A 26,793-nucleotide genomic window follows, 5' to 3' on the forward strand; every position below is an offset into this window, starting at 1 on the left:
TTCTGTGTGAGGAAGCCGGCGGGGGAACGCGCACAACCTACTGGGTGCCGGCCGTGCGCCGGGCCGCCGCTCCGTACCGGCCCGCGAGCGTACGGGTCGCCGCGACCAGCTCGGACGGGCCCACGACCTCGAACGGCACGTCGAACGCGCCGAACCGCCCCGCGAGGCCGCCCCACGACCAGGAGCCCAGCACCGCACGGCACCGGGGCGTCCCGTCGACGTCCGCGAGCGGCTCGCACAGGCCGTCGGCGCCGACCCAGGGGGCGACGTCGGCGGCGCGGGCATGGAGCACCGCCTCACCGCGCACCAGGGACGGCGAGCCGCTGATCCGGGAGCCGACGAACTCCGAGACGCTCCCGCCGGGCACCTCCCGGGGGGCGAACCGGGGACCGGTCCCGGTGCGCAGCGCCAGCCGGTCCACCCGGAACAGCCGCCAGTCCGCGCGGTCGAGGTCGAACGCGACGAGGTACCAGCGCCCCTCGGACGTCACGAGGTGGTGGGGCTCGGCCCGGCGCGGCGGGCGGAAGGCCGCGTCGCCCTCGCCGATGGCGGGCATGGTGCCACCGGCGTAGTCGAAGCGCACGACCTCGCGCGCCTGGCACGCCGAGCCCAGCGCCAGGAGCACGTCGGGCGGCACCGCCGGCTCGCCCGACCTGGTCCGACGCCGCACGGTGGTCACCTCCAGCGCGTCCAGCCGCGCCCGGAGCCGGGCGGGCATGACCTGGCGGATCGTGGCCAGCGCCCGCAGCGCGCCCTCCTCGGCACCCGGGATGGTGCCCGTGCGCAGTGCCACGGCCACCGCGACCGCCTGCTCGTCGTCGAAGAGCAGGGGCGGGAGCTCCGCGCCGGCGTCGAGGCGGTAGCCGCCGTCGGGCCCCTTCGTGGCATGGACGGGGTACCCGAGCTCCCGCAGGCGGTCGACGTCCCGCCGCACCGTGCGGGGACTCACGCCGAGCCGGTCGGCGAGGAGCGCGCCGGGCCAGTCCCGGCGGGCCTGGAGGAGCGACAGGAGGGCGAGGAGGCGTCCGGAGGTCTCGAGCACGAATTCAGCATCGCACGTGGTAGCGGCCAGGACCTGACCGCTACCACCGGCACAGTGGTGCCCGTAGCCAGACCCGGACCGCAAGAAGGAGACACCGTGATCCGTACCCAGGCGCTCACCAAGGACTTCGTGGTGAGCCGCACCCGCACCGTGCACGCCGTGCGCGGCATCTCGCTCGACGTCGAGCCCGGCGAGCTGGTGGCCGTGCTCGGCCCCAACGGCGCGGGCAAGACCACCACGCTGCGCATGCTGACCACCCTCATCCCGCCGACGTCGGGCACCGCCGAGGTCGCCGGGTACGACGTCGTCGCCCACCCCGACCGGGTCCGCGCCGCGATCGGGTACGTGGGCCAGGGCGGCGCCGGCGGCGCGGCCCAGCTCGTGCGCGACGAGCTCACCGCACAGGGCGAGATCTACGGCCTCGACCGGCGCACGGCCCGGCGTCGTGGCGACGAGCTGGTAGAGGCCCTGGACCTGACGGAACAGGCGGACCGCAAGGTCGAGAGCCTGTCGGGCGGCCAGAAGCGCCGCCTCGACGTGGCGGTCGGCCTGGTCCACGAGCCGTCGCTGCTGTTCCTCGACGAACCGTCGACCGGACTGGACCCGCACAACCGCGCCAACCTGTGGGAGCACATCCTGCGGATGCGGACCGCTGCAGCGGAGCCCATGACGATCGTGCTCACCACCCACTACCTCGACGAGGCGGACACGTTCGCCGAGCGGGTGATCGTGGTGGACAACGGTCAGGTCATCGCGGACGACACCGCCGACGCCCTGAAGGCCGAGCTGGCCGGCGACCTCGTCACCCTCCGGGTGGCGCCCGAGCACGCGGCAGGGCTGGCCGCCATCGCGGAGCACGCGCCGGGCGCCCACTCGGTGCACGTGACCACCGACCGCACGGAGAGCACCGTCCAGATCCGGATCGCGGACGGCCCCGGCGCGACGCCGGGCCTGCTCCGCGCCGCGGACGCCGCCGGCCTCCTGGTGCACCGCCTGGACGTCGCGCGGCCCACGCTCGACGACGTGTTCCTGGGGCTGACCGGCCGCAGCCTGCGCGAGAACGCGGTCGACGCGGTCGACGCCGTCGACGCCGGGGGGAGCCCGCCGGGCGGTGCCGAGCGGACCGCGGTCCCGGCCGGCTCGAGCGCGAACTCGAGCCCGAAGGAGGTGCTCGCATGAGCGCCGCGACCCTGACCCCGACCCGGCCGCTCCCCCGCCGCAGCTTCCTGCGCGACACCCGGATCGTGCTGGTCCGTGAGCTGCGTCCCGTGGCCCGCGACCCGTTCTCGCTGCTCTTCGGCCTGGTGCAGCCGCTGGTGTTCCTCGGGCTGTTCGGGCCGTTGCTCGCCGGGTCGGCGGGCGGCGCGCTCGGCGGCGACGTCTGGTTGTGGTTCGTGCCGGCCGTGCTGGCGATGACCACGCTCTTCGGCACGTCCGTCACGGGCTCCAACCTGCAGCTCGACCTCTCGTCCGGCGTGCACGAACGCATGCTCGTCACCCCGCTCTCCCGCCCCGCGCAGCTCGTGGGCCGCGCGCTCAAGGAGATGGTGCCGATCATCGCCCAGTCCGCCGTCGTGCTGCTCGTCATGCTGCCGTTCGGCCTGCGACCCGACCCCCTCGGCGCCCTGCTCACGCTCCTGCAGCTCGCGGTGCTCGGCATCGGCGTCGGCTCCCTGTCCTACGCGCTGGCGCTCGCCGTGCGCAGGCAGGAGTGGATGTTCTGGGTGGTGCAGCAGACCGTCCTGTTCCCGGTGATGCTGCTGTCGGGCATGCTCCTGCCCCTGGAGAACGGCCCGGCGTGGATGCGCGCCGTGTCGGCGGTGAACCCGCTGCGCTACGTCGTCGACTCTGGCCGTGCCGCCTTCGCCGGGGACGTGCTGTCCGCGACGGTGGCGTGGGGCTGGGTGGCGGCGCTGGTCACGGCCACCCTCGGACTCGTCGTGGGCGTGCGGGCGATGGTCCGCTCGGCGGACTGAGCGGCGGGGGGCATCCCCGGGCCGGCGACCCGCCGTCGCCGGCCCGGACCGTCACGGGACCAGGATCCGGACCTGCGGGGTCAGACCCGAGCACTACGCGGACAATGACCACCGTGACCAGGCCTCCCGCGTCCGGCGCCGGCGACCCGCATGCCGCCCGGCTGCGCCGCACCGTCCTGATCGTCGCGGCCCTCAACCTCACCTACTTCTTCGTCGAGCTCTCCGTGGCGCTCATGGCCGGGTCCGTCTCGCTCCTCGCCGACAGCGTGGACTTCCTCGAGGACACGGCCGTCAACCTCCTCATCCTCGTCGCCCTGAGCTGGCCGCTCGCCCGGCGGGCACGGATGGGCAAGGTGATGGCCCTGATCATCCTCGGCCCCGCGGCCGTCGCGGCCTGGGAGGCGGCACACCGGTTCGCCGCGCCGACGGCCCCCGACGTCGTCCCCGTGGTCCTGGCCTCGCTCGGAGCGATCGCCATCAACGGCACCAGCGCCTGGCTGCTCGCGCGGGCGCACCACCACGGCGGCTCCCTCGGCCGCGCGGCGTTCCTGTCCGCCCGCAACGACGTGCTCGTGAACGTCGCGATCATCGCCATGGGCCTGCTCACCGCGTGGACCCGGTCGGGCTGGCCCGACCTGATCCTCGGTTGCGCGATCATCCTCCTCGCGCTGCACGCGGCCCACGAGGTGTGGGAGGTCAGCGAGGAGGAGCGCCTGGCCGCGAAGGCGCTCGCGGGCGAGAAGCTCGACTGAGGTCCGTGCTGGCGGTCCCCGAGCGCTGAGCTGCGCGGCGGTGGCGCCGGACGATCCGAGCGGGTGTCACTACGGCAGACGGGCGTGGTTCGCGCGTTCTTACGCAGGGGGCAGAAGAACACGCGGATGTCAGTGACGCGGGATAGTGTCGAACACGCGTCCGCAGGAATGATGCGGTCAGCGGTGGCTATCGGATGGACGGGCTCAGAGGGGGTGCTGGTATGCGGGAGGGACTGCAGGATGACGGCATGACGGGCTCACCCCTGGCCGGCACGCACCAGCCGGACTGGCCACCGGACAGTGTCCCGGTGGTGCTGTGGCCGGAGGACGTCCTGCGGCAGGCCCTGGCGCAGGTGCGTGGCGTGCGCCTGGCACGGGTGGTCGCGGAGGCCGTCGACCTGGGCGGGGAGTCGGGCGCGCTGGGCGGGCTGTCGGATGACGCGCTCGGTGATCTGATGGTCGCGTGCGGGCGGTTGCAGTCCTGGGCCGCCGGCGTCCAGGCCCACGTGGTGGCCGAGCGGGCCGCCCGGGAGTCTCACGTGCTGGCGCACGGCTCCCTGATCGGGCAGGTCACGGGCGAGCTGGTGGTGACCGAGCCGGAGGCCACGGAGGTCGTGGTCCGGGCCGAGTCCGGCGCCCGCCACCCGAGCGTGATCACCGCGCTGACCACCGGGCAAATCGATGTCCGCAAGGCACACACGCTGCTGCGGTCCGCGACCCAGCTCACGGCCGCCGAACGGGCCGAGGCGATCACCCGGTACCTGCCCCAGGCACCCCGACGGACCTGGAAGTGGCTCCAGACCCGGATGCTCGCGTTCGCCAAGACGCGCCACGGCACCACCGAGACCACCAGGGCCGCAGCCCAGCACCGGTGCGTGCAGGTCGATCGGGCCGAGAACGACATGGGCTGGCTGACCGCCTACCTGCCCGCGACCGACGCAGCCGCCGTCTGGGGCGTGGTGGACGACATGGCACACCAGCTCCGCCACGCCACGGGCGACGACCGCACCCTGGGACAGCTCCGCGCGGACTCCTTGACCGGGATCATCACCGGCCGCCTCCTGCCCGCGGACCGTGACACCGACCCCGACCGCGACCCCGACACGCGCGACGGCGTCGACGGCAGCAGCGCAGACGCAGCCGTGTGCACCTGTGGTGGACGGGCACCGGTCCAGCAGGTGACCGTCCAGGAGATCGTGCGGCCGGTGCGGATCACACCGACCCGACCCGTCCTGCGCGTCACCGTCCCCGCCAGCACCCTCCTCGGCCTGGACGACGCCCCCGCCACCCTGGACGGATACGGCCCCGTCCCCGCGGACACCGCCCGCACCATCGCCCAGGACGCGACCTGGCAACGCCTGCTGACCGACCCCACCACCGGGATCCTGACCGACTACTCCACCACCACCTACCGACCCGGCAAAGTACTGCGTGCCGCGGTCCAGGCCAGGGACGCCACCTGCACCTTCCTGGGCTGCACCACCCCCGCCGACCACAGCGACCTCGACCACATCCGACCGTTCGACCACACCGCCAAGAACACCAACGGACGCACGGACCCACGGGGCCAGACCAACGCCCACAACCTCCATGCCCTGTGCCGCAAGCACCACCTCCTCAAGACCCACGCCGGCTGGGACGTCATCCGCGACCCCGACACCGGCCTCACCACCTGGACCACCCCCACGGGCCGCACCCACACCCGCACACCCACGGTGCTGGACACCCACGTCGAGCTCGACCAGATCGACCCCGGCACCAGCCACGACCTCACCCTGCACGCCTTGACCGGCCAGCACCTACCCCGCGCCTACGCCACCACCGAGCCCGGAGCGGTGCAGACCGAACCGAGCACACGGACCGACCCCGACCCACCACCCTTCTGAGTGCGTCAGCGCTCTCCGTGCCCCGGCTCCCCCAGATGCTCGGCGAAGAAGTCCAGCGTCCGCTCCCACGCGTCCGCCGACGCCTCCGGATCGTGCGACATGCCCTGGACGCGCATCAGCATCCCGAGCGGGCCGGTGTACTGGGCGAGGAACGAATGGGTCGCCTCCGGGTACACCTTGACGTCCGACGGGACGCCCGCGCGGTCCAGGCCGGTCCGCAGCTTGTCCACCTCGGCGACGTCGACCACCTTGTCCCGTGCTCCGAAGCTCGCCACGACCGGACACGGCGCCGAGAGCATCCGATCGAGCTCCGCCGGGTCCTGCCGCCCCTCGGGAAGCAGCCCGTAGTTCACGGCGGCGGCGTCGAACCCGCCACGGCCCGCGGCGACGAGGGCGAACCGCCCGCCCATGCAGAACCCCATGATGCCGACCCTGCCGGTGCAGCCGGGCCGGACCGCGAGCGCTGCCCGCTCGGACTCGAGCCGTTCGAAGGCCGGGCCCTCGTCGTGGACGAGTCCCCGGAAGACCTGTCGCAGGCAGCGTCCCCGCTGGTACATCGACGGGGCGTGCACGAGGTAGCCCTGGCCGGCGAGGTGGTCGCAGACCCGGCGCAGCTCCGCGGTCATGCCGTAGGCGTCGTGCACCACGACGACACCGGGGAAGGGGCCGGCACCGTCGGGGACGGCGGTGTATCCGGGATGCACGGGGGCCTCCTGTGGGCTGGGGATGATGTGCGCTGGGGGGATGATGTGCCCCATGTTTACCAGCACAGATGCCGGCATGGACCTGCGGGTCGCCGCCTACGCCCTCATCACCGACGACCAGGGCCGCATGCTCCTGCCGCACTGGAACGAGGGCGCGCACAGCGGCTGGACCATGCCGGGCGGCGGCATCGACCCGGGCGAGCACCCGGACGACGCCGCGGTGCGCGAGGTCCTTGAGGAGACGGGCTACCGCGTCGCGCTCGACGGCCTGCTGGGCGTGGACAGCGCCGTGGTCCCCGGGCCGGCGCGGGTGGACCCTTCCGCGCGTCCGATGCATGCGGTGCGGATCGTGTACCGGGCGCACGTCGTCGGCGGGGAGCTGCGCGTCGAGCAGGACGGCTCCACCGACGGCGTCGCGTGGCACACGCCCCAGGAGGTCGACACGCTGGAGCGGGTCGAGCTGGTGGACCTGTGCCGCCGCTGGGCGGGGCTCATCGGCTAGGCGCCCCGCTGGACGCCGAGGGTCGAGAGCAGGTCCTCGTGCAGCTCCATCCAGACCACGTGGCACGATCCGATGCCGGTGCCGGCCACCCACTCCCCCTGCCCGGACCGGGCGCGGCCGAGCGCGGCCGAGAACCGGGTGTCGTAGCCCGCGAACCGCTCGAGCGCCGAGCTCAGCTCGCCGACCAGCGGCGCGAGCTCGGCGTCCAGCGCCTCGAGCTCGTCGAGAACCTGCGCGTCCCAGTCCGGGTCGGTGTGGGTGTTCGGGCTGAGCCGGTCGCCGTCCTCCGGGCGGAGCTGCCAGTCGGTGCACGCCTGCAGCAGGCGGGCATTCAGCGGACCGAACGACTCGTGCACCTGCTCGACGACGGGCCGGGCACCCGCGTCGGCCAGCTCCTCGGCAAGCCGCCGGTCGTCCTCGGCGCGCCCGCGGTCGGTCAGGGACCAGCCGGCGGTGTCCGCGAACGCCGCCTGCCGGACCCAGCCGTACGCCTCGTCGTCGAGCAGGGTCTCGCGGGTCTCCGCCTGGTCGAGGCCGAACCGCTCGGCGACGGCGTCGTCGTCCGCCATGCCCTGGATCCGCACGGAGTGGAGGACGAGCAGCTCGGGGTCGGAGGATCGGCCGAGGTCCGGAATGTGCGTCATGTTTCGCACCGTGCATCCTGGTGCCGCCGGTGTCAACGCGGGTCGGTACGCCCAGGGAGAAGATCTGCCGAACGGCTCACGAGGTGAGCTGCAGCCTCCGCTGGAGCAGCGCCGAGACGGGCCGGTAGGAGGCGAGGCGCAACGGCAGGTCGCGCAGCCAGAGCCGGAACGGGTCCGCCGGTGCGTACAGGCCCTTGACCTGGCGTCCGAGCTTCTGCTTGCGCTCGGCCTCCGGTCGGATCTCGGCCTCCCACGCCTGCAGGGCCGTCGGTACGTCCGCGTGCCGCTCGAGCGCCGCGCCCAGCGCGTCGGCCCCGCCGACGGCCAGCGAGGAGCCGAAGCCGGCGAAGAGAGTGACGCACCACGCGGCGTCGCCCAGCAGCACCACGCGTCCCCTGCTCCAGCGGTCGACGACCATCTGGCTGATGGTGTCGAAGTACACCGACTCGGCTCCGCCCAGCTGCTCCAGGACCGTCGGCGCCACCCAGCCCATGTCCGCGTAGGCGCGGGGCAGCGCGACCTGCGGGCCGTCGGCGAGCTCGTCCATGGGCCGCTCGGTGCGGTACCCGAAGAACGCCACCGCACGCTCCCCGCCGAGGCTGACGATCGCCAGCGTGCGGCCGGTGTCGGTGAGCGAGGCCGTGACGCCGGGCTCGACGCCGTCGGGCAGCGTGTCGAGCGTGAACACGCCGGCCATGTGGTTCAGGTCCAGGCGCAGGTCGTCCTCGGCGCCGAACACGAGGCGCCGGGTCGCCGAGTGCAGGCCGTCCGCGCCGACGAGCAGGTCTGCACGCTCGACCGTGCCGTCGTCGAGCGTGACGTCCACACCGTCCGTGTCCTGCTCGATGCCCGCGACGGTGGTGCCGAACCGGATCTGCACCGTGTCCGCGCGGGACACCTCCTGGTACAGCACGTCCTCGATGTCGCCGCGCAGCAGGTTCAGCGACCGGTCCCCGACCATCGCCCGGACCGTCGGGCCCGGTACGGAGAACCTGGTGCGGCCGTCCGGCCGCACGTAGTCCATCCGGTCGGGAGTGATGTGCCGCTCCGTCAGCTCGGGCAGGATGCCCATCCGCTCGGCCGCGTCGTACCCCACGCCCGCGAAGGTCACGGCGTATCCGCCCGAGCGGCGCGACGGCGTCCGCTCGGCCACCACGACCTCCCAGCCGGCCTGGTGCAGCCGCAGCGCGGCACCCAGCCCGGCGATACCGGCTCCCACGACGACGGCGCGACGACGGCTTGCGGTCATGTCAGGTCTCCTTGATGAGGGGTGAGCGACCGGGTGGGCCGCTCTGGCTCTATAAAAACACACGAGTCGGTTTGTTTTCAAGGGCCGGCTCCTATCCTGGAGACTCCCGATCCGGAAGGCACGACATGACCTTCAGCCACCCCACCGGCACCCGCGGCGCCAAGCAGCCCGGCCGCATGTTCCGCTGGATGAACCGGCTGATGATGGGCCGCGCCCGGCGTGCCGACGGCACGACCATGGGGATGAACCTCCTGGTCCTGACCACCGTCGGACGCAAGAGCGGACAACCCCGCTCGACCCCGCTCGCCTGGTTCCCCGGCCCCGACGGCGACTGGCTGGTCGTCGCGTCCGCCGGGGGCGCGCCCGCCAACCCGGCGTGGTACCTCAACCTCGCCGCGCACCCGGACCAGGTGACCGTCGAGCAGGCGGGTCGCAAGGTCGCCGCGACCGCACGAGAGCTGCACGGGGACGAGCGCGCCGAGGCCTGGGAGCAGATCACCACCGCGGTGGGCCAGTTCCGCAAGTACGAGGAAGCGACCGACCGGAAGATACCCGTCATCCGGCTGACGCCCCGGTGAGTGTCGGTGCCCGTGGGTAGTGTCGGACGCATGACGCACGCCGCCACCACCTCGCCGGCCACCACAACCCTCCGGACCGCGGACTGGCGGCGGCGGGTCTTCGCGCTGTACGCGGGCGTCCGCGTCCGGGCTGCCGAGGACCCGGCCGCCGCGCACGCCTACTGGACCATGACCCGCGACGAGCTCTTCGCGACCCACCCCGCATCGCCCGTCCTGCCCGAGGACAAGGCGGGCTTCAGCGGCCTGTCCGTCGCACCGTACGACCCGGCCTGGCGCCTGACGGCACCCGTCGTGCCCGCCGAGCCCGGACCCGACGGCGCTCCCCGCCGCCTCGACGTCCCCACCGGGACCGACGGCGTCGTGCCGTTCGAGCTGCTCGGGAAAGTGGTCCTGGACGGGCTGGGCTCGCTCGACGTGTGGCGCCTGGCCTCGTACGGCGGAGGACTGTTCGTGCCGATCAAGGACGCGCTCGCCGGCACGCCCGGCGGCACGTACGGCGGCGGCCGCTACCTCCTGGACACGATCAAGGGCGCGTGGCTCGGCCACGCCGGCAGCACCGACGGCCACGCGGGCGGGTACGACGACGGCGTGGGCGAGCTGGTGCTCGACCTCAACTTCGCGTACAACCCCTCCTGCGCCTACGACCCGGCGTGGACCTGCCCGCTCGCGCAGCCGGGCAACACGCTGGACGTCCCGGTCCCGGTGGGCGAGCGCACCCCGCACTGAGCGCGACACCTGGTTGCATGGGGCCATGACCATCGAACCGTCCGAGCCGGGTCGCCCCGGCACCGGCCGCCCCGTCGTCGGCCATGCAGACGAACCGCACACCGAGGGACTCGCCGAGCGCCTGAACTGGCTGCGCGCCGGAGTGCTCGGCGCCAACGACGGGATCGTGTCGGTGGCGGCCGTCGCCGTCGGCGTGGCGGCCGCGACCGCGCGGACCGGACCGATCCTCACCGCCGGCCTCGCCGCCCTCGTGGGGGCGCGATCTCCATGGCACTGGGCGAGTACGTCTCGGTCTCCAGCCAGTCCGACAGCCAGAAGGCCCTCATCGCCAAGGAGAAGGCCGAGCTGGCCGAGATGCCCGAGGAGGAGCTCGCCGAGCTGGCCGAGCTCTACGAGGCGAAGGGCCTCTCCCCGGCACCGCCCGCCAGGTCGCCGTCGAGCTCACGGAGCACGACGCGCTCTCGGCGCACCTGGACGCCGAGCTGAACATCGACGAGGACGAGGTGGTCAGCCCGTGGAACGCCGCGCTCGCGTCCGCGGTGGCGTTCACCCTCGGCGCCCTGCTGCCGCTCGCCGCGGTGCTCCTGATCCCGGAGCCCTGGCGGGTCGCCGCTACGTTCGCGGTCGTGCTGGGAGCGCTCGCCGGGACCGGCTGGGTCGCCGCGTGGATCGGCGGCGCACCGCGGGTGCGCGCCACGGCGCGGGTGGTCACCGGCGGAGCGCTCGCCCTCGGCGCGACCTTCGCCGTGGGCTCCTTGCTCGGCACGACGGCGATGGGGTGAGTACCGTTAGCGCCCGATGAACACCATCGACATCACACCGCCCCCCGCCGACGCACCCTCGTCGGCCTATGGCGTGCACTCCGAGGTCGGCCGGCTCCGCAAGGTCCTGGTCTGCGCACCCGGCCTGGCACACCAGCGGCTCACCCCGTCCAACTCGGCCGGCCTCCTGTTCGACGACGTCCTGTGGGTGGAGCGCGCCCAGCAGGACCACGCCGACTTCGTGGCCGAGCTGCGCAGCCGCGACGTCGACGTCGTGGAGCTGCACGCCCTGCTCGCCGAGACCCTCCGCGTGGCCGGTGCGCGCGACTGGCTCCTCGACCGCAAGATCGTCCCGGAGATCGTGGGCAACGGCCTGGTGGAGGCGACGCGCGAGTACCTCGAGTCGCTGCCGGAGCACGAGCTCGCGCGGTACCTCATCGGCGGCCTCGCCGTGGCCGACGTGCCCGAGCTGCCACCGGGTTTCCGCGCCCTGGCGGACATGAGTCCCGACGCGCGCGAGTACCTGATGCCGCCGCTGCCGAACACCCTCTTCACGCGCGATACCACGTGCTGGATCTACGGCGGTCTCACGCTGAACCCGCTGTACTGGCAGGCGCGCCGGGACGAGACCCTGCTCATGAAGGCGGTCTACGCGTTCCACCCCGACTTCGTGGGCAGCCGCGTGTGGTGGGGCGACCCGGAGACCGGCCACGGCGAGGCCACGTTCGAGGGCGGCGACATCATGCCGATCGGCAACGGCACCGTGCTGATGGGCATGAGCGAGCGCACCTCGCGCCAGGCGATCACCCAGGTGGCGGCATCCCTGTTCGAGCAGGGCGCGGCCGAGCAGATCGTGGTGGCCGGCATGCCGCGGCTGCGCGCGGCCATGCACCTCGACACGATCATGACGTTCGTCGACGTCGACACCGTCACCGTGTACCCGCGCATCGTGGACCGCGTGCACCCGTTCGTGCTGCGTCCGGACTCCGGCCCGCTCGGGGTGTCGGTGACCGACGCCGGCGGGTCGTCCTTCCTCGACGTCGTCGGGCAGGCCTCCGGGCTGGGCGAGCTGCGGGTCATCGAGACCGGCGGCGACGTCTACGAGTCCGAGCGCCAGCAGTGGGACAGCGGCAACAACTCGGTCGCCGTGGAGCCGGGCGTGGTGTTCACCTACGACCGCAACACCACCACCAACGACCTGCTGCGCAAGGCCGGGGTCGAGGTGATCGAGATCGCGGGCGGCGAGCTGGGCCGCGGTCGTGGCGGCGGCCACTGCATGACCTGCCCCATCATCCGCGACCCCGTCAGCTGGTAGACGCTGGCCCTGCGACGGCGAGGGCCGCGCGAGGGCTACCCTGCATCCCGGACAAAACCCCTGAAAGGAGTCCGGATGTCGGTCGGAGGCGGGACGGTTCGCGAGCGCCTGCGCAGGCTGGTCGAGCACCGCTGGTTCCAGCGGACGGTGCTCGGCGTGATCATCGCCAACGCCGTGGTGCTGGGGCTGGAGACCTCGTTCGTGGCCGGTCCCGCCGACCAGGTGCTGCAGGTCCTCGACGACGCGATGCTCTGGTTCTTCGTGGCCGAGATCTCGCTGCGCCTGGTCGCGCACGGTCGGCGGTTCTTCCGGGATCCCTGGAGCGTCTTCGACCTGCTGGTGGTCGGCATCGCCCTGATCCCGGCCACGGGGCCGATGTCCGTGCTGCGTGCCCTGCGCATCCTGCGGGTGCTGCGCCTGGCCGACTCCGTGCCGTCGATGAAGCGGGTGGTCAACGGGCTGGTCGCCGCGGTCCCGGGGATGGGTTCGGTGGGCGCGCTGCTGGTGCTGGTCATGTACGTGTCGGTGGTCATCGCGACCAACCTGTACGGGGCCGTCGCCGAGGAGCACTTCGGGGACCTCGGGACCACGGCCTTCACGCTCTTCCAGGTGATGACCGGCGAGGCCTGGCCCGACATCGCCGCCGACGTCATGGTGGAGGAGCCCAGCGCCTGGCTCTTCTTCGTCGTCTTCATCCTGGTGGTCTCGTTCGCCGTGCTGAACCTCTTCATCGCGGTGGTCGTGAGCGGCATGGAGAGCATCGAGGACCTCGCCGAGCACGAGGAGCGGTCCGACGCGGAGGTCATGGACGAGCTGCGCGCCATCCGGGCGCAGCTCGCCACGCTGCAGGCCGAGCTCGCCACGTCCCGGTCCGGGGACGCGGAGCCGGAGGCCGAGCCCGCTGGGGCGACGGTGCCCGCCACCGCTCCGTGACCGGGTGGCGTGGCGCCACGCCGCAAACTTGATGCATTCTTGGGTTGCAGTTCCGGAAAAGCCATAGACGCTACCAAGTCCTCGTTGTACCTTTCTTCACACACGGACTCGCGCCGTGGCGGCAGGTGGTGCGTCCGTACTCCCTGCCGGAACGTCGATACGAGTCAGATCAGTACAGCCAGATCCGAACGAGAAGGGAGGGACGAGTCCACGATGCTCCGCACCGCCACCACGTCGTCCTTCCCGACCACCGCACAGCACCTGTGGGACGGCCGCGAGGCCATCCGGGGCGCCATACGCTCCTGATCCGGTTCTGCCGGACCAGTGAACGTGAGCCGCCTCGGGACATCTGTTCCCGGGCGGCTCTTGTCGTCCCGGGCACGGATGGCACCGCCGAGCAGCACCACCCGAAACGACCAGCGAAGAGACGAGAACGACAGACTCACCGGAAGGAGCAGGCCCGTGGCCGACGTCCTAGTCCTCAATGCCGGCTACGAGCCGCTGCACCGGGTATCGGTCCGGCATGCCATCCACATGCTCGTGCGCGAGGTCGCGGTCGTCGAGGAGGCGGTCGACGGCCGCTCCTTCGGACCGTTCCCGTTACCGCGCGTGCTCCGGCTGGTCCGGTACGTCACGATGCGGTGGCTCTACAAGTCGGGCGGGGCGCCCGCGTGCACCAAGCAGGGCGTCAAGCGGCGCGACGGGCTGTGCGCCTACTGCGGTGGCCCGGCCGAGACCGTCGACCACATCCTGCCGCGGTCCCGCGGAGGTCCATCGACGTGGATGAACCTCGTGGCGGCCTGCTACCCGTGCAACTCGCACAAGGCGGACCGCACGCCGGCGGAGGCGGGCATGGTGCTCCACGTGACGCCGCACGTCCCACGAGCCGAGTACGCGCGCGCCATCCGGCACCGGGCGGCCCGAGCGGCATAGCGCCGCCCGGGCCCGCCCGGGGTCACGCCCCGTTGCTACAGGGCACCCGCGAGGAGCTCGAGGGTCCGGGTCCGGCCAGGGGTCGCGTCGAGCGGCTCGTCGTCGCGCGAACCGGCGACGGGCACGAGCATGACCTCCTCGACGCCGTGCCGCTCGGCCAGCCCGCGCAGCTCGGCCGCCACCTCGGCGCCGTCGCCGATCAGCCAGCGCGCCCGCATCGCCTCGATGGACTGTGCGATCGCGCCGTCCGCCGGTTCGCCGGCCGTGGCGCGCACGGCTTCCTCGACGGTCTCGAGCGGGCCCAGCCGCATCCCGGACCGCAGCCGGGCCATCTGCCGCAGCTGCGGTAGCGCGCGGTCGTGCGCCTCGTCCGACGTCGGCGCGACCACCGCGTTGGCCGTGAGGAAGGTGCGCGGTTCCGGGTGCGCCTCGGAGGGGCGATAGCCGTCCCGGTACAGGGCGAGGATCTGGTCCATGCCCTGGCCGGAGAAGTGGTTGGCGAACACGTAGGGCAGGCCCAGCTCCGCCGCGAGACGCGCCGAGTAGTCGCTGGAGCCCAGCAGCCACACGGTCGGTACACCCGCGGCGGCGGGTGTGGCCCGCACGTCGTAGACGTCGCCGGAGGTGAGGCGCAGCCGGGCGCCGTCCGGTCCCATGAGGCTGAGGATGTCGGTGACGTGCTGCGGGAACCGGTCCACGTCCGCCGTCGGGCCGGTGGCCCGCAGCAGGGACGTGATCACCGGGTCGCTGCCCGGGGCCCGGCCGATGCCGAGGTCGATCCGGCCCGGTGCGACCGCCTCCAGCGCCGCGAACTGCTCGGCCACGACGAGCGGGGCGTGGTTGGGCAGCATCACGCCGCCCGAACCGACCCGGATGCGCGACGTCCGGCTGGCTGCGGCGGCGATCATGACCGGCGGCGACGACGCCGCGACGGCCGCCATGTTGTGGTGCTCAGCGAACCAGTAGCGCTCGAAGCCGAGGCGGTCGGCGAGCGCCACGAGGTCGAGCGAGGCCGTCAGGGCCTGAGCACTGGTCTGGCCCGAGCGGACGGGCACGAGGTCGAGGACGGACAAGCGTGGCGTGGTATTCATCGCCTCTGACAACCGTTCCGGGTCCGGCATGTTCCGGGCGTGGCGCGCGTTTATCACCTGAGGGATCGTCCTGGTATCGCCGGAGATCATGGCGCCCACCCCCATGGGCCTGACATGATCGCGAGGTGTCTCTTGACGTGCGCCCCGCGACCGACGATGACGTCGATGCCGTGGTCGACCTTTTCCGGCAGTACCTCAGGTTCTACGGCCAGGAGGTGCCCGACGCCGAGGCGCGCGCCTTTCTGACCGCCCGCCGCGACGCGGGCGACAGCGTGCTGCTGGTCGTGGTGCTGGAACCGGAGGGCAGCGAGCCGGAGGCCTCGGCCGCGGGCCGGGGGGTGGTCGGCTTCGCGCAGAGCTACCCGACCTGGTCCTCCGTGAGCCTGAGCCGGTCGTGGGTCCTGAACGACCTGTTCGTCTCGCCGGCCGCGCGTGGGACGGGCGCCGCGCGCGCCCTGGTGCAGGACACGTGCCGCCGCGCCAAGGAGGCCGGTGCGATCCGGGTCTCGCTGGCCACCGCGTGGGACAACGTCGCGGCGCAGGGGCTGTACGAGTCGGAGGGCTTCGTGCGCGAGGAGCACTTTCACCGCTACGCCTACGTGACGGGCGCCTGACCGCTCCGGCTCGTTGCCGGGAAGGTGCGTTCGGCCTGCTCAGGCCGCTGGGCGCGCCCTCCACACTGGTGTCGGTGGCCCGCGCTAGGGTTTCCTCCGGCCGGGGACGAACCCGGCCGAAAGGTCATGCCCGCCGCACGCCCGACATGCCGTCGGAGCGCCTCCGGCCGGGCCACGAACACGTCGGGGAACCCCGGGAACTGGAGCGCACACCACCATGATGGGAGGCCACCACGCCGCGACGGGAGCCGCGGCCTGGGTAGCAGTCACCGCGTCGACGCCGATCGCTTTCGGCTGGTACCCGGTGTCCGACGCGAGCGTGTTCACCGGTGCCCTCGTCTGCGCCGGGGCCGCGCTGCTGCCCGACGCCGACCATCACTCCGGCACCATCGCGAACTCGCTGAAGCCGGTCTCGAACGGCGTGGTGAAGGTCATCGAGACCCTGTCGGGCGGGCATCGCAAGGGCACCCACTCGATCCTCGGGGTCGCCGTCTTCACGGCCATCGCCTGGGCCCTCGGCTTCCTGAGCATCGACACGGGCGACGACCGGTTCGGGGCCATCCTGATCGGTCCGGGCATCATGTGCGTGCTGCTCGTCTCGTTCGCTCTCAAGGCCCTCAAGATCACACGGGACACCAAGGTGCTGCCCTGGACCATGTCCGTCACCCTGGCGGTCCTGATCGCGATCTTCGCGCCCGAGGAGTGGTACTGGATGCCCTTCAGCGTGGCCCTCGGCTGCATCGTGCACATCCTCGGCGACATGATCACCACCGCCGGCGTGCCGCTGCTGTGGCCGCTGAAGTTCCGGTCCCCGTACTGGATGCGCAACAAGCGCGGCATCGAGCTGGACATGTTCTGGCGGTCCGGCGGCAACATCGCCATCCCGATCCTGGGCAACGCCGGCTCCGTACGCGAGTGGATCTTCCTCGTGCCGGTGTCGCTGTACGCGATCGTCGGCATCGTGTGGGCGATCTTGAACGAGATGGGTTACGACACCATGGCGGTCTGGAACCAGGTCGTGGCACTCGTTCCCGCCTGACCTGCCCTCGCACGCCCCGCGCTCGGCGGGGCGTGCGAGCCGGTCAGAGGCCGCCGGCCACGGCCGCGCCAGCGGCGAGCCAGGCTCGCCGCGTGTCCGTACGGAGCGCGCCGTACCGCAGGTGCCCGTCCACCATCGCCGGGTCGAACGGGATGGTGACCACCTCACGGGCCAGCGACCGGTAGCCGTCGGCCACCTTCTCCAGCTCGCTCGCCGGCTCCTTCTGGTCGGCCTGGCTCACCACCACCACCGCCTGCTGCGCCAGGTACGCCGACCGGCCGTCGCGGGTCGCGAGCGCCTCCAGCAGCAGGGCGCCGGCCTCCGCGTGGTCGTCGCGCGTGGTGGTGGCCACCACGAGCTGGTCGGTCAGGTCGATCATCCGCTGCCACATCGGGTCGGACTCGTCGTTGCCGGAGTCGATGAGGATCATGCGGTAGTACTTCGACAGCACGGAGTGGATCGCGTCGACGTCCTGCGGCTCGATCCGCTGCTCGTTCGCCATGGCGATGGGCTTGGACCGCAGCACGTCGAACCGGTCGCGCGTCTGGTGGTGCACGTACCGCGCGAGGTCTGCGGCCTGCGCCGACGGGCCGAGGAGCCGGTCCGCCTGCGGCAGCAGGTCGAGCAGGGTGGCCTCGTGCGGTCCCTGCTCGGTGCGCCAGCCCAGCGTGCCGCGGGTCTGGTTGTTGTCCCACGTCACCACGCCCGCGCCGCCGAACTGCGCGAAGACGGCGGCCAGCAGCACGGTCGACGGGGTCTTGCCCGCGCCGCCCTTGCCGTTCACCACCGAGATGGTGCGCGGCCCGGGCCAGTGCTGGCTGACCGCGCGCTCGTCCGCCCGCTCGGCCCGCTCCGACTCGCTCGGCCCCACCCGGATGCCCATGCGCGTGAGCATGCCGCGCACGCCCCGCGTGGCCGGGTCCTCGTCCTGCTGGTGCGTGAGGAACGACTCGCGCGCCTCGCGCCGCGAGCGTGGAGCGTCCCCCTCGGTCACCGGGGTCGGAGCCGACGGCGGTGCCGACAGGCTGCCGCCCACGCTCCGGCGGCCGGTACCGCGTCCACCGGGCCGGACATGGGGCTCATCACGCTTCCCGTCGTGCTGCCCGTCATACCGCTGGGCAGACTGTCCGACGCGTCACCCGGTGAGCTGTCGGTGGCGTTCTCGCGCACCCAGTCGGCCACCCCGGGGCTCTTGGCGGCCTCGATCCCCGGGGAACGACGCACCGTGTCGTCCGGGTCCGGCGCGGGATCGCTCCGCGGCGGCAGGTCCGCGACCGGTGCTCCCTCGAACACCGGGCCCGGCGCCGAGGTCGGCGTCGGCTCCACCGCGGAGGCGGGCGGCACCTGCGGGGTCGGGGACGACGCCGGCACCTGCGGGGTCGGGGACGACGCCGGCGCGAGCTCGTCGTCCTCCGGCACCACCGTCCCGTCCGGGTGCACGATCAGGTTCCAGAGCCCTTCGGGACCGGTCGCGGACGCCCGGACGGGCCGGCCGACCTTGGCGGCGTTCTCCGTCACCCGGCGCAGCACCTCCACCCGCGCCTCCTCGAGGCTTCCCGTGGTGATGGGATGGAACGTCCCGTCGATCGTCACCTCACCGGAACCGTCTTCCCGGACGATCGCGTCGATCCGGGGCCAGCGGGGCACGGTGTCAGAGCTCATGCGTTTCCTCCGAAGTTCCTGGGTAGGCGGCTCGCGTGGTTCGCCCCCGAAGCAAGGGTCGGACATGTTGGCCCGCCTGGCCACCCCAACGGGGCAATCACCCCACCTGGTAGGTTCTCGCGCAAACAGGTGTCGAAACCGGGACCACAACCGAGGAGCCTCCGCGTGTCCGACGAGCCCACCCGCCGTTTTCCTCCGGTGGATGACCCCACGCAGATCCAGCGGCCCGACGCTCCGCCATCGTATGCCGCGACCCAGCGGATGGACCCGGTCCACGACGGCCAGGGCAGCGTGGGCTACGGCGACCAGACGCAGATGATGCCGCCGGCCGGGGCGCCTCAGGGCGGTGCCGGCTACGGCGAGCAGACCCAGGTCATGCCGCCGGCCGGAATGCCGTCCGGGATGCCGGCCGGCGGGGACCCGGGGCGCGACCACCGGGCCGCGACCCCGCCGCCGGCCCGGCCGTACCGCCCGTACGAGACCGCGCAGCCCACGCAGGTGCACGCGCCCGCCGCCTTCCCCGGCGGGCCACCGCAGGCCTATGACCAGGGCTATCCTCCGCAGGCGGCCGACCAGGGCTACCCCCCGCAGGCGCCCCGGCCGACACCGCCGGCGCCCCGCCGGGACCGGGACGACGACCCGCGCGGCGGCGGTTCGGCGGCGGGTGCCGTGCTGGCCTGGATCCCGCGGCTCCTGCTGGCGCTGAGCGTCTACCAGCTCGTCCGGCTCGTCCCCGGGTTCGACGTCATGCCGGACGTCTCGCAGTTCCCGCTGTTCCGCGGTATCGGCGACGGGGTGCTCAGCCTGCTCAACCTCGACCCCGCGTGGTCGGACCAGGCCGCCGACCTCACCATCCCGGTGCTCGGGATCGCGCTCGCCGGGCTGCTCAACACGATCCGCTCGCTCAGCACGTCGCTGGCGATCTGGCCGTACGCCCTCGCGATCATCGCCTGGATCGTGGTGTTCGCCGTGGGCGGCATCGTCGGCTACGCCCAGGACGCCACCGCCGACATGCAGGAGGACGTCCAGCAGTCGGTGGACGAGGGTATCGAGGATGCCAAGCAGGACGCCAAGGACTCCGTCGAGGAGCAGGTCGAGCAGGGGATCGAGGACGCCCTGCCCGGAGGTGGTGGCTGACGGGTCGCGGCGAGCACCTCGCTGAGCGGCGCGGCGGGTCGCTGATAGATTTTCTCTTCCAGCCGGTAGTCCCGGTGCGCTGCTGAGGAGACCTTGCTTGTCCGACCAGACCACCCGCACGACGGCCGCCGACCCCACCGGTCACCCGGTCCAGGCGGGCGACCACACCGCTGCCGTGCCGCCGCCACCGGCGCCCACGCGGGTCGTCGCGCCTCTTCCGGCGCGGACGGGGCCGCCGCCTACCGCCGCGACCGAGATCGTCCAGCCTTCCGGGGCCACACGAGGGCAGGCCGCGCGACAGGCGGCCACCTCTGGGCACCCGGTCGCCGGGCACCCCGCGGAGCAGGCCACGCTGCAGCGGATCCCGGCCACCGGCGAGACCCTCGGCCCCTACCAGCTCCTCGGCTCGCTGGGGCACGGCGGGTTCGCGCACGTCTACCGCGCCACGGGGCAGGGCGGCGAGGTCGCGCTGAAGGTGCTGACCAACGCCGAGCACGACTCGCTGGACCGGTTCGTCGGCGAGGCGGCGCTGCTGGAGCGGCTCGCCGGGCGCGGGTTCCCCCAGCTCGTCACGGCCGACCTGCGCTCCCCCACGCCATGGTTCGCCATGGAGCTCGTCCCGGGCCCCACCCTGGCCCAGCGCGTGGCGGCGGACGGCCCCCTGCCCTCGCACGAGGTGCTGCGCGTGGCCGACGACGTGCTCGACGCCCTCGCGGTGCTCCAGGAGGAGCACTTCCTGCACCGGGACGTGAAGCCGGCCAACATCATCGCCGCACCCGACCGGTACGTGCTCATCGACCTCGGGATCGCCAAGGGGCACGGCACCTCCACGTCGACGCACGCCGCGGGCACCATCTCGTACATGGCACCGGAGCTGTTCGTGCGCAAGCCGCACGCGCGCTCCGACGTGTACAGCCTGGGCCTGCTGCTGATCTTCCTGGCCACGGGCGTGCTCCCGGCCGACCTCAACTTCGCGGGGCGCGACCTGACGGCGGGCGACGTCGGACCGGTCGACCAGCGGCTGCTGCCGCTCGTCCTCGCCATGACCCGGCACCGCCCCGAGGACCGGCCGCCGCTGCACAACCTGTCGCGCACCGTGGCCCAGCTCACCAGCGACACCGCCGGGCTCGACCCGACGCTGCTCGCCGCCGCCGACGTCACCACCGTCGAGCGCGGGCTCGTCACCGAGGTCCTGACCGGGGCCGCCCCGGCCGCCGTCGCGCCGACCAGCGTGCTCGCGAGCAACCCGGTACGGCAGGGCGAGCCCGTCACCAACCTGGTCTACGACCAGCAGCTCATGGGCCGCCTGCACCAGCTGCACGGCGACGGGTTCGACGGCGCGGCGGAGGACGTCATCTCGACGTACCTGTCCGCCGTCGGGCCGCAGCGGGCGGGCGGACGCGCGCCGGCCGAGATCAAGGACTACCTGTGGGCCGCGATGCGCTGGGCCCCGGCGTTCAAGCCTGAGGGGTACGCCGACTCCTACGAGGGCTGGGTCGCCTACCGGCAGCGCCGCGGCCTGCCGGTCCCCGGCGTCCCGACGGCGACACCCCCGCCCCGGCGCCAGGCCGGGGACCCGACCCAGCGCAGGACTCCGGCCACGAACCAGCAGGCCACGCAGGTGGCACCCGCGTTCCGTCCGGGTCCGGTGCCGGGCACCCGCCCGGCGCAGGCTACGGCGCCTGTCCCGGCGCAGCGGCCCACGGCACCGGCCGGCACTCAGCCGAACGCCCCGGTCCAGCCGCCCGTCCCGCCGGCCGGACCGACGCCGCGCCGGGAGGACCGGGACGTCCGTGACGAGAAGCGCCGCGAGTCCGGCGGCCTCGGGGCGGTTGCGACGATCCTTGGCTGGGTGCCGCGCATCCTGCTCGCCCTCGCGGTCTACCAGCTGGTGCGTCTCGTCCCGGGCTTCGACGTGATGCCCAGCGCTGCCGGGCTGCCGCTCTTCGCGGCGCTCGGTGACCTCGCCGTGACGCTGCTGAACCTCGACGCGGTGTGGGCGCCCCGCATGGCGGAGCTGTCCATCCCGCTGCTCGGCATCGTGACGTCCGCCGTCGTGAACCTCTTCCGGGCCGTCCGCACACGCCGCGGCGGGCGCACGTGGCCGTTCTGGCTGGTCGTCGTCGTGTGGGTGATCGTGATCGCCGTGCAGGGCGTGGTCGGCTACGCGCAGCAGGCCACCGAGAACGCGCGCGAGTCCTTCGAGCAGCAGCGCGAGCAGATCCAGGACGACCTCGAGCAGGGCGTCCAGGACACCACGGAGGATGTTCGCGACTCCCTGTGGGAGTCGTTCGAGAACGCACTCCCCTGGAACTGAGCCTTCGCTGACCAGGCAGGGTCGGCAGGTCGCCCCACGGTCGGCAACTTGCCCCTGTGGCGTCGTGACTTTGCATCGAGATCGGTCCAGGCCTGAGCCGATCTCGATGCAAAGTCACGACGCCGTAGGAAGGTACCGACTTCCGGACCGCGCGCAGATAAACACGTGCGGTGCGGTGCACAGCCGTGCCATGCTCGTCGCACGGTCACCGAGCCTGCTCTCGAGGCGCTCGATGACCGGCCAACAGCAGACCCCGGACGGTGCGTCCGGGACCCGGCACTCGGAGAGTGCGGACAGGAAGGAGGCAGTCATGGACGACGTCGTTCGCGCAGCTGCCCTCGCGGCAGCAGACGCCACTGTCACCAGGAGCACCCGGCACTGACCCGGTCGTGCTCCAGCATCAAGGAGCACCGTCTTGCCCCGTTTTCCCGCAGCACCCAAGCGCGCCCTCGTCCGCGCCGTGAACACCGGCGGCCACGAGGACCTGGAAGGACCGCACCCGAGCACGCTCGAGGCCGACCCGGTCCCCGATCCCACCCAGCCCGGCCCCGGCCAGCGCTGGTCCACCTGGCGGTCCGTCGCCAAGGGACAGCGCGGCCCCGACCCCCACCCCGACTGGCTGGTCACCCTGGACGCCGCGTTCGACACCGAGCTCGGCATCCTCAAGACCGGCAAGGAGGCGGACGCCTTCCTGATCGAGCGCGCCGTCCCGCCCGGCGCCGGGCCGGCCGGTGCCACGGCGGAGCGCTGCCTCCTGGTGGCCAAGCGGTACCGCAGCCTGGAGCACGGACAGTTCCACCGCGGCACCGAGTACACCGAGGGCCGTCGGGTCCGCCGTACGCGCGACCAGCGCGCCATGGAGGACCGGAAGTCCGCATGGGGCCGCGCGGTCTCGGCCACGCAGTGGGCCGACGCCGAGTTCGTCGCCCTGCGCGACCTGTGGTCGGCGGGCGCCCCCGTGCCCTACCCGGTGCAGATCGACGGCACCGAGGTGCTCATGGAGTTCGTGGGCACCGAGGTGACCGACGAGGCGGGCCGCACGCAGGCCGTCGCCGCGCCACGGCTCACCCGGGAGCGACCCTCGGACGACCTGCTCGAGTCGTACTGGGAGCAGCTGACGCACGGCATGGCCGTGCTGGCCCGGCTCGGCTTCGCGCACGGCGACCTGTCGCCGTACAACATCCTGGCCGACGGCGAGCGGCTGGTCATCATCGACCTACCGCAGGTCGTGGACCTGGTGTCCAACCCGTTCGCGAGCGACGTGCTGCTGCGCGACTGCCGCACGGTGTGCGCCTGGTTCGCCGCGCGGGGCCTGGACGCCGACGCGGACGCGCTGTTCGCCGACCTGCTGGCGCAGGCCCTCTGAGGGTCACCGGCCCGGTCACCCCGGCGGGGTGACCGGGCCGCACGTCCAGGAGGAGAACACCAGGTCGGTCTGCACGCGCCCCACCTCACCGCGGGCCGTCAGGTCGAGCACCAGGCGCTGCAGCTCGTCGGTGTCGGCACAGGCCACGTGGATCAGGAAGTCGTCCGGGCCGGACACGTGGTGCACCGCTCGCGTCTGCGGGAGCCGCCGCACCCATTCGACGAACGGGCCCAGCAGCGGGCGGGAGTGCGTGGTGAGGCGCACCATCAGCATCGCCTGCAGGCCGCGTCCGACGGCGGCCGGGTCGATCTCGGCGTGGTACCCGCGGATCACCCCGGCGTTCTGCAGCCGCTGGGTGCGGGCCAGGCAGGTCGACGGCGCGACGCCGACCCGCTGGGCGAGCACCTTGTTGGAGAGCCGACCGTCCTTCTGCAGCTCGTCGATGAGCGCGCGGTCGACCGAATCGAGGATCACGTTCTGGGCCATGATCAGAATTTCTAGCATGTTCGACCCGTTTCCCTGTGACGAGTGCCGATAGTCCCCCATGACCACGCATTCAGGGAGCGCGCACTCCTGGAACACCCGCGCCGTGCACGCCGGCAAGGACGATCTTGCCGCCCTCGGGCTCCACGCCCCGCCGATCGACCTGTCCACCACCTACCCGTCGCACGACGTCGTCGCCGAGGCCGCGCGGCTGGACGACTTCGCCGCCGGGAACGACGACGGCGGGCCGCCCGTCTACGGCCGCGTCACCAACCCGACGGTGCGCCGTTTCGAGAACGCGCTCGCCGAGCTCGAGGGCGCCGAGGCCGCCGTCGCGTTCGCCAGCGGCATGGCCGCCCTGTCGGCCTGCCTGCTCGCCCAGGTCGCAGCGGGACGGCCGGAGATCATCGGCGTCCGGCCGCTCTACGGCACCACGGACCACCTGCTCGACTCCGGCCTGCTCGGCAACTCGGTGAGGTGGGTGGCGCCCGAGGAGGCGGCGTCCGCCATCACCGGGAGGACCGGCCTGGTGGTCGTCGAGAGCCCCGCGAACCCCACCCTGACCGAGGTGGACCTGCGTGCGCTGACCGATGCGTGCGCACCCGTCCCCGTCCTGGTGGACAACACGTTCGCGACGCCCGTGCTGCAGCGTCCGCTGGCCCTCGGCGCGACCATGGTGCTGCACAGCGCCACGAAGTACCTGGGCGGGCACGGCGACGTGATGGGCGGTGTCATCGCCTGTGACGAGGAGTTCGCCCGTTCGCTCCGGCAGATCCGGTTCGTGACCGGCGGCATGCTGCACCCGATCGCGGGCTACGAGCTCCTCCGGGGGCTGGCGACGCTCCCGGTGCGGGTCCGGGCGGCGTCGGCCACGGCGGCCGAGCTCGCGCGCCGCCTGGCCGAGCACCCCCGCGTCACCCAGGTGTACTACCCCCGCCTGGGCGGCGCGATGGTCTCGTTCGAGACGTCCGCCGACCCGATCGCCCTGGTCTCGGCCGTAGGGCTGATCACGCCGGCGGTCAGCCTGGGCAGCGTGGACAGCCTCATCCAGCACCCGGCGTCGCTGACCCACCGGATCATGGACGAGGTCGCGCGCAAGGACGCGGGCATCTCGCCGGACCTGGTGCGCCTGTCGGTGGGCCTCGAGGACGTGGAGGACCTCTGGACGGACCTGACCCAGGCCCTCGCCCAGGCCGTTCGTTGAGTGCTGGCGTGGTGGGGGTCCGCCCGTCCACCTAACGTGAGGGGATGACCGCTACCCCGTACGACCAGGACGACCTGCTCACGTTCCTCGTCGGCTACGGCGTCGCGCTCGGCTCGGGTGACCTGGAGACCGTGACGGATGCACTCGCCTACCCCTCGGTGGTGGTGGAGGCGGAACGGTCCCTCGTGGTGCCCGACGCCGAGGCGGCGCGCGACGCCCTCGGCTCCATGCTGACCGCCTACCGGGAGCAGGGGCTGGTCGCGGCCGTGCCCGACGTGCGCGCCGTCGAGCAGGTCGGCGACGCCCTGCTGTGGGTCGACGTGCGCTGGAGCTACAAGGACGAGAACGCGTCGGAGGAGACCGCGGAACGCGTACGCTACCTGCTCCGGCGCGGCCGGGACACGTTCGAGCTGTGCGTGGTCGTCCCGGTCGAGGAGTAGCCCTCAGGCCGGCGCGACCTCGCGTTGCATGTGCCAGCGGGTCAGGCGGCCGCTGGTGGCGGCGGTGGGCGCCACCTGGTCGAACCCGGCGCGCTCGAACATGCCGACGGTGCCGACGAACGCGGCACTGACGGGCACCCGGCGGCCGGGCTCCGGCTCGACGGGGAAGGCCTCGAGCCGCGTCGCGCCGTGGTCCGTGGCATAGTCGGCCCCGGCCTCGAGCAACGCCTGGGCGACGCCCTGCCGGCGGAAGCCGACCCGCACGGTCACGCACATGAACACCCACGTGGTGGACCAGGTCTCCGGTTCCCCGACCGGCAGCACGCGGGACCGCTGCAGCGACCTGACGTCCGACCGGCGGGAGAAGCCGAGCCAGCCCGCCACCTCGGGCTCCGCCCCGAGGTAGGCGAGCATCCCCGGCGCCGGCTCCTGCTGCGTCAGCTCGCACAGGCGGGCGGCGCGCGTCGTGGCCTCCTCCTTGGCGGGCGCGCGCCAGTGCATGCACCAGCACGCCTGCTCGCGGCCGTTCGGGTTGAGCACGCGGGCGATGTCGCCGAACCGGTCGGCGGTCGCGGGGAGCACGGCGATCTGGGCCATGTTGGGACCGTACTGCGCCTCACTGACACTCGTGCGGCGGCGGCCGCTTGGCACACTTTTTACGCCGCTTGCTTCCCGCCACGCGACATGGCCTAATATAAGTAGACACTTATTGAAGGAGACAGCATGCCTCTCACCATCGACCCTGCCACCACCGCCGGACTCGTGACCCGCGAGGTCCGGGACGGCAGCCGGGACGGCGTTCCCACCAAGGTCGCCGTCGCGCGGCGCACCTATGCCGCCGAGCGCGCCGACCTCTGGGACGCGCTCACCTCCGCCGACCGCCTCCCCCGCTGGTTCCTGCCGGTCAGCGGTGACCTGACGGTCGGCGGGCGGTATCAGCTCGAGGGCAACGCGGGCGGCGTCGTCGAGCGCTGCGCCGCGCCCGACGACTTCGCGGTCACCTGGGAGTTCGGCGACACCGTCTCCTGGCTCACGGTCTCCCTCACGCCCGCCGACGGCGGCACCACGCTCGAGCTGGTGCACGAGTCTCCCGTCGACCCGGACTTCGCGGCACAGTACGGGCCGGGCGCCGTCGGCGTCGGCTGGGACCTCGCCCTCGTCGGGCTGGGCCTGCACCTCGCCACCGGATCCGACAACGACGCCACCGAGTTCGAGCAGTGGACCCTCTCCCCGTCGGGGTCGAGTTCGTCCGGCTGGCGAGCACCGGCTGGGCCGATGCCGCCATCGCCTCCGGGGAGGACGCCGCCCAAGCCCGCGCCGCCGGTGACCGCACCCTGGCCTTCTACACCGTGCCGCCGGAGTCGTGAGTGCCGGCCCGGCCGAGAGCCACGGTGCCCCCGACTCCGCGCGGGCCGGCGTGTTCGAGGCGCTCGGTGACC

At 72.9% G+C, this 26,793-nt stretch carries 27 protein-coding genes and 1 pseudogene; 19 read left to right on the plus strand and 9 right to left on the minus strand.

What is annotated here, in order from left to right; all coding sequences use genetic code 11:
- Positions 1-37: 37 nt before the first annotated feature.
- Positions 38-1,042 (minus strand): helix-turn-helix transcriptional regulator, encoded by a 1,005-nt coding sequence (locus ACFSL2_RS05445; protein WP_377196871.1) that lies wholly within the window; start codon positions 1,040-1,042, stop codon positions 38-40.
- A gap of 96 nt (positions 1,043-1,138) precedes the next feature.
- Between ACFSL2_RS05445 and ACFSL2_RS05450 the strand changes: the two genes are divergently transcribed.
- The 4 genes from ACFSL2_RS05450 to ACFSL2_RS05465 all read left to right on the plus strand — a co-directional run bounded on the left by ACFSL2_RS05450 (position 1,139) and on the right by ACFSL2_RS05465 (position 5,656).
- Positions 1,139-2,221, plus strand: a complete 1,083-nt coding sequence (locus ACFSL2_RS05450; protein ID WP_377196872.1) for an ATP-binding cassette domain-containing protein — start codon at positions 1,139-1,141, stop codon at positions 2,219-2,221.
- On the plus strand, positions 2,218-3,018 hold the full coding sequence (locus ACFSL2_RS05455; protein ID WP_377196873.1) for an ABC transporter permease: 801 nt from the start codon (positions 2,218-2,220) through the stop codon (positions 3,016-3,018). Before ACFSL2_RS05450 ends, ACFSL2_RS05455 begins: the two co-directional genes overlap by 4 nt.
- Positions 3,019-3,131: 113 nt before the next feature.
- On the plus strand, positions 3,132-3,770 hold the full coding sequence (locus ACFSL2_RS05460; RefSeq protein ID WP_377196874.1) for a cation efflux transmembrane domain-containing protein: 639 nt from the start codon (positions 3,132-3,134) through the stop codon (positions 3,768-3,770).
- A 248-nt stretch (positions 3,771-4,018) separates the two neighbouring features.
- Complete coding sequence (locus ACFSL2_RS05465) at positions 4,019-5,656, plus strand: HNH endonuclease signature motif containing protein (protein ID WP_377196875.1); 1,638 nt, start codon at positions 4,019-4,021, stop codon at positions 5,654-5,656.
- A gap of 5 nt (positions 5,657-5,661) precedes the next feature.
- Here the strand turns inward: ACFSL2_RS05465 and ACFSL2_RS05470 are convergent, their stop codons facing one another.
- A complete protein-coding gene (locus ACFSL2_RS05470; protein ID WP_377196876.1) occupies positions 5,662-6,360 on the minus strand; it encodes a dienelactone hydrolase family protein in 699 nt (232 codons plus the stop codon).
- A 76-nt stretch (positions 6,361-6,436) separates the two neighbouring features.
- Between ACFSL2_RS05470 and ACFSL2_RS05475 the strand changes: the two genes are divergently transcribed.
- The gene (locus ACFSL2_RS05475) at positions 6,437-6,862 is read left to right on the plus strand and encodes an NUDIX hydrolase (RefSeq protein WP_377200769.1); all 426 of its coding nucleotides are present in this window, start codon (positions 6,437-6,439) and stop codon (positions 6,860-6,862) included.
- On the opposite strand, the gene ACFSL2_RS05480 is transcribed toward ACFSL2_RS05475, so the two are convergent.
- A complete protein-coding gene (locus ACFSL2_RS05480; RefSeq protein WP_377196877.1) occupies positions 6,859-7,506 on the minus strand; it encodes a transcriptional regulator in 648 nt (215 codons plus the stop codon). The genes ACFSL2_RS05475 and ACFSL2_RS05480 overlap by 4 nt on opposite strands.
- A 76-nt stretch (positions 7,507-7,582) precedes the next feature.
- Entirely contained in the window at positions 7,583-8,755 is a 1,173-nt protein-coding gene (locus ACFSL2_RS05485; RefSeq protein WP_377196878.1) for an FAD-dependent monooxygenase, read from the minus strand.
- 125 nt (positions 8,756-8,880) lie between these two features.
- On the opposite strand from ACFSL2_RS05485, the gene ACFSL2_RS05490 reads away from it, so the two are divergent.
- The 6 genes and pseudogenes from ACFSL2_RS05490 (at position 8,881) to ACFSL2_RS05515 (ending at position 14,001) form a co-directional block, all read left to right on the plus strand.
- Positions 8,881-9,333, plus strand: coding sequence for a nitroreductase/quinone reductase family protein (locus tag ACFSL2_RS05490; RefSeq protein WP_377196879.1), 453 nt, complete (start codon positions 8,881-8,883; stop codon positions 9,331-9,333).
- 30 nt (positions 9,334-9,363) lie between these two features.
- Positions 9,364-10,059 (plus strand): DUF1684 domain-containing protein, encoded by a 696-nt coding sequence (locus ACFSL2_RS05495; protein ID WP_377196880.1) that lies wholly within the window; start codon positions 9,364-9,366, stop codon positions 10,057-10,059.
- Positions 10,060-10,084: 25 nt separating this feature from the next.
- Positions 10,085-10,841: pseudogene (locus tag ACFSL2_RS05500) on the plus strand (VIT1/CCC1 transporter family protein).
- Between the two features lie 16 nt (positions 10,842-10,857).
- Positions 10,858-12,135, plus strand: a complete 1,278-nt coding sequence (locus tag ACFSL2_RS05505) for an arginine deiminase (protein WP_377196881.1) — start codon at positions 10,858-10,860, stop codon at positions 12,133-12,135.
- Positions 12,136-12,210: 75 nt separating this feature from the next.
- Positions 12,211-13,068, plus strand: a complete 858-nt coding sequence (locus ACFSL2_RS05510) for an ion transporter (protein ID WP_377196882.1) — start codon at positions 12,211-12,213, stop codon at positions 13,066-13,068.
- Between the two features lie 462 nt (positions 13,069-13,530).
- Entirely contained in the window at positions 13,531-14,001 is a 471-nt protein-coding gene (locus tag ACFSL2_RS05515; RefSeq protein ID WP_357475089.1) for an HNH endonuclease, read from the plus strand.
- A 35-nt stretch (positions 14,002-14,036) separates the two neighbouring features.
- Here ACFSL2_RS05515 and ACFSL2_RS05520 read toward each other — a convergent pair whose 3' ends face one another.
- Positions 14,037-15,092 carry an LLM class flavin-dependent oxidoreductase gene (locus tag ACFSL2_RS05520; RefSeq protein WP_377196883.1) on the minus strand — a complete coding sequence of 352 codons (1,056 nt, stop codon included), beginning with the start codon at positions 15,090-15,092 and terminating at the stop codon, positions 14,037-14,039.
- Positions 15,093-15,217: 125 nt separating this feature from the next.
- On the opposite strand from ACFSL2_RS05520, the gene ACFSL2_RS05525 reads away from it, so the two are divergent.
- Together ACFSL2_RS05525 and ACFSL2_RS05530 are read left to right on the plus strand one after the other, a co-directional pair.
- Positions 15,218-15,706 carry a GNAT family N-acetyltransferase gene (locus ACFSL2_RS05525; RefSeq protein ID WP_377196884.1) on the plus strand — a complete coding sequence of 163 codons (489 nt, stop codon included), beginning with the start codon at positions 15,218-15,220 and terminating at the stop codon, positions 15,704-15,706.
- Between the two features lie 217 nt (positions 15,707-15,923).
- Complete coding sequence (locus ACFSL2_RS05530; RefSeq protein ID WP_377196885.1) at positions 15,924-16,745, plus strand: metal-dependent hydrolase; 822 nt, start codon at positions 15,924-15,926, stop codon at positions 16,743-16,745.
- A gap of 43 nt (positions 16,746-16,788) precedes the next feature.
- Here ACFSL2_RS05530 and ACFSL2_RS05535 read toward each other — a convergent pair whose 3' ends face one another.
- Positions 16,789-17,739: an AAA family ATPase gene (locus ACFSL2_RS05535; protein WP_377196886.1), complete on the minus strand. Its 951-nt coding sequence runs from the start codon at positions 17,737-17,739 to the stop codon at positions 16,789-16,791.
- Positions 17,736-18,407, minus strand: coding sequence for a hypothetical protein (locus tag ACFSL2_RS05540; RefSeq protein WP_377196887.1), 672 nt, complete (start codon positions 18,405-18,407; stop codon positions 17,736-17,738). The genes ACFSL2_RS05535 and ACFSL2_RS05540 overlap by 4 nt, the downstream gene beginning before the upstream one ends.
- A gap of 165 nt (positions 18,408-18,572) precedes the next feature.
- Between ACFSL2_RS05540 and ACFSL2_RS05545 the strand changes: the two genes are divergently transcribed.
- From ACFSL2_RS05545 to ACFSL2_RS05555, 3 genes are all read left to right on the plus strand, one after another.
- On the plus strand, positions 18,573-19,544 hold the full coding sequence (locus ACFSL2_RS05545) for a hypothetical protein (RefSeq protein WP_377196888.1): 972 nt from the start codon (positions 18,573-18,575) through the stop codon (positions 19,542-19,544).
- 97 nt (positions 19,545-19,641) lie between these two features.
- Positions 19,642-21,861, plus strand: coding sequence for a serine/threonine protein kinase (locus tag ACFSL2_RS05550; RefSeq protein WP_377196889.1), 2,220 nt, complete (start codon positions 19,642-19,644; stop codon positions 21,859-21,861).
- A gap of 415 nt (positions 21,862-22,276) precedes the next feature.
- Complete coding sequence (locus ACFSL2_RS05555; RefSeq protein WP_377196890.1) at positions 22,277-23,227, plus strand: RIO1 family regulatory kinase/ATPase domain-containing protein; 951 nt, start codon at positions 22,277-22,279, stop codon at positions 23,225-23,227.
- Between the two features lie 15 nt (positions 23,228-23,242).
- Here ACFSL2_RS05555 and ACFSL2_RS05560 read toward each other — a convergent pair whose 3' ends face one another.
- Positions 23,243-23,713, minus strand: coding sequence for an Lrp/AsnC family transcriptional regulator (locus ACFSL2_RS05560; RefSeq protein WP_377196891.1), 471 nt, complete (start codon positions 23,711-23,713; stop codon positions 23,243-23,245).
- A gap of 58 nt (positions 23,714-23,771) precedes the next feature.
- Between ACFSL2_RS05560 and ACFSL2_RS05565 the strand changes: the two genes are divergently transcribed.
- Both ACFSL2_RS05565 and ACFSL2_RS05570 read left to right on the plus strand, forming a co-directional pair.
- Entirely contained in the window at positions 23,772-24,914 is a 1,143-nt protein-coding gene (locus tag ACFSL2_RS05565; protein ID WP_377196892.1) for a trans-sulfuration enzyme family protein, read from the plus strand.
- Positions 24,915-24,958: 44 nt separating this feature from the next.
- Positions 24,959-25,354, plus strand: a complete 396-nt coding sequence (locus tag ACFSL2_RS05570; protein WP_377196893.1) for a hypothetical protein — start codon at positions 24,959-24,961, stop codon at positions 25,352-25,354.
- Between the two features lie 3 nt (positions 25,355-25,357).
- On the opposite strand, the gene ACFSL2_RS05575 is transcribed toward ACFSL2_RS05570, so the two are convergent.
- Entirely contained in the window at positions 25,358-25,951 is a 594-nt protein-coding gene (locus tag ACFSL2_RS05575; RefSeq protein WP_377196894.1) for a GNAT family N-acetyltransferase, read from the minus strand.
- 126 nt (positions 25,952-26,077) lie between these two features.
- Between ACFSL2_RS05575 and ACFSL2_RS05580 the strand changes: the two genes are divergently transcribed.
- Entirely contained in the window at positions 26,078-26,791 is a 714-nt protein-coding gene (locus ACFSL2_RS05580) for an SRPBCC family protein (protein ID WP_377196895.1), read from the plus strand.
- Positions 26,792-26,793 lie beyond the last annotated feature (2 nt).

It is taken from the genome of Promicromonospora aerolata (assembly GCF_042682255.1).
In the GTDB taxonomy this organism is placed as follows: Bacteria; Actinomycetota; Actinomycetes; order Actinomycetales; family Cellulomonadaceae; genus Promicromonospora; species Promicromonospora aerolata.

Excerpts from the sequence above, each read along its gene's own strand:
- ACFSL2_RS05520 (WP_377196883.1), bottom strand. The coding sequence starts at position 15,092 with ATGAATACCACGCCACGCTTGTCCGTCCTCGACCTCGTGCCCGTCCGC.
- ACFSL2_RS05560 (WP_377196891.1), bottom strand. The coding sequence starts at position 23,713 with ATGGCCCAGAACGTGATCCTCGATTCGGTCGACCGCGCGCTCATCGAC.
- ACFSL2_RS05495 (WP_377196880.1), top strand. The coding sequence starts at position 9,364 with ATGACGCACGCCGCCACCACCTCGCCGGCCACCACAACCCTCCGGACC.
- ACFSL2_RS05490 (WP_377196879.1), top strand. The coding sequence starts at position 8,881 with ATGACCTTCAGCCACCCCACCGGCACCCGCGGCGCCAAGCAGCCCGGC.
- ACFSL2_RS05530 (WP_377196885.1), top strand. The coding sequence starts at position 15,924 with ATGATGGGAGGCCACCACGCCGCGACGGGAGCCGCGGCCTGGGTAGCA.
- ACFSL2_RS05570 (WP_377196893.1), top strand. The coding sequence starts at position 24,959 with ATGACCGCTACCCCGTACGACCAGGACGACCTGCTCACGTTCCTCGTC.
- ACFSL2_RS05455 (WP_377196873.1), top strand. The coding sequence starts at position 2,218 with ATGAGCGCCGCGACCCTGACCCCGACCCGGCCGCTCCCCCGCCGCAGC.
- ACFSL2_RS05465 (WP_377196875.1), top strand. The coding sequence starts at position 4,019 with ATGACGGGCTCACCCCTGGCCGGCACGCACCAGCCGGACTGGCCACCG.
- ACFSL2_RS05565 (WP_377196892.1), top strand. The coding sequence starts at position 23,772 with ATGACCACGCATTCAGGGAGCGCGCACTCCTGGAACACCCGCGCCGTG.
- ACFSL2_RS05575 (WP_377196894.1), bottom strand. The coding sequence starts at position 25,951 with ATGGCCCAGATCGCCGTGCTCCCCGCGACCGCCGACCGGTTCGGCGAC.
- ACFSL2_RS05540 (WP_377196887.1), bottom strand. The coding sequence starts at position 18,407 with ATGAGCTCTGACACCGTGCCCCGCTGGCCCCGGATCGACGCGATCGTC.
- ACFSL2_RS05475 (WP_377200769.1), top strand. The coding sequence starts at position 6,437 with ATGGACCTGCGGGTCGCCGCCTACGCCCTCATCACCGACGACCAGGGC.
- ACFSL2_RS05485 (WP_377196878.1), bottom strand. The coding sequence starts at position 8,755 with ATGACCGCAAGCCGTCGTCGCGCCGTCGTCGTGGGAGCCGGTATCGCC.
- ACFSL2_RS05580 (WP_377196895.1), top strand. The coding sequence starts at position 26,078 with ATGCCTCTCACCATCGACCCTGCCACCACCGCCGGACTCGTGACCCGC.
- ACFSL2_RS05510 (WP_377196882.1), top strand. The coding sequence starts at position 12,211 with ATGTCGGTCGGAGGCGGGACGGTTCGCGAGCGCCTGCGCAGGCTGGTC.
- ACFSL2_RS05480 (WP_377196877.1), bottom strand. The coding sequence starts at position 7,506 with ATGACGCACATTCCGGACCTCGGCCGATCCTCCGACCCCGAGCTGCTC.
- ACFSL2_RS05505 (WP_377196881.1), top strand. The coding sequence starts at position 10,858 with ATGAACACCATCGACATCACACCGCCCCCCGCCGACGCACCCTCGTCG.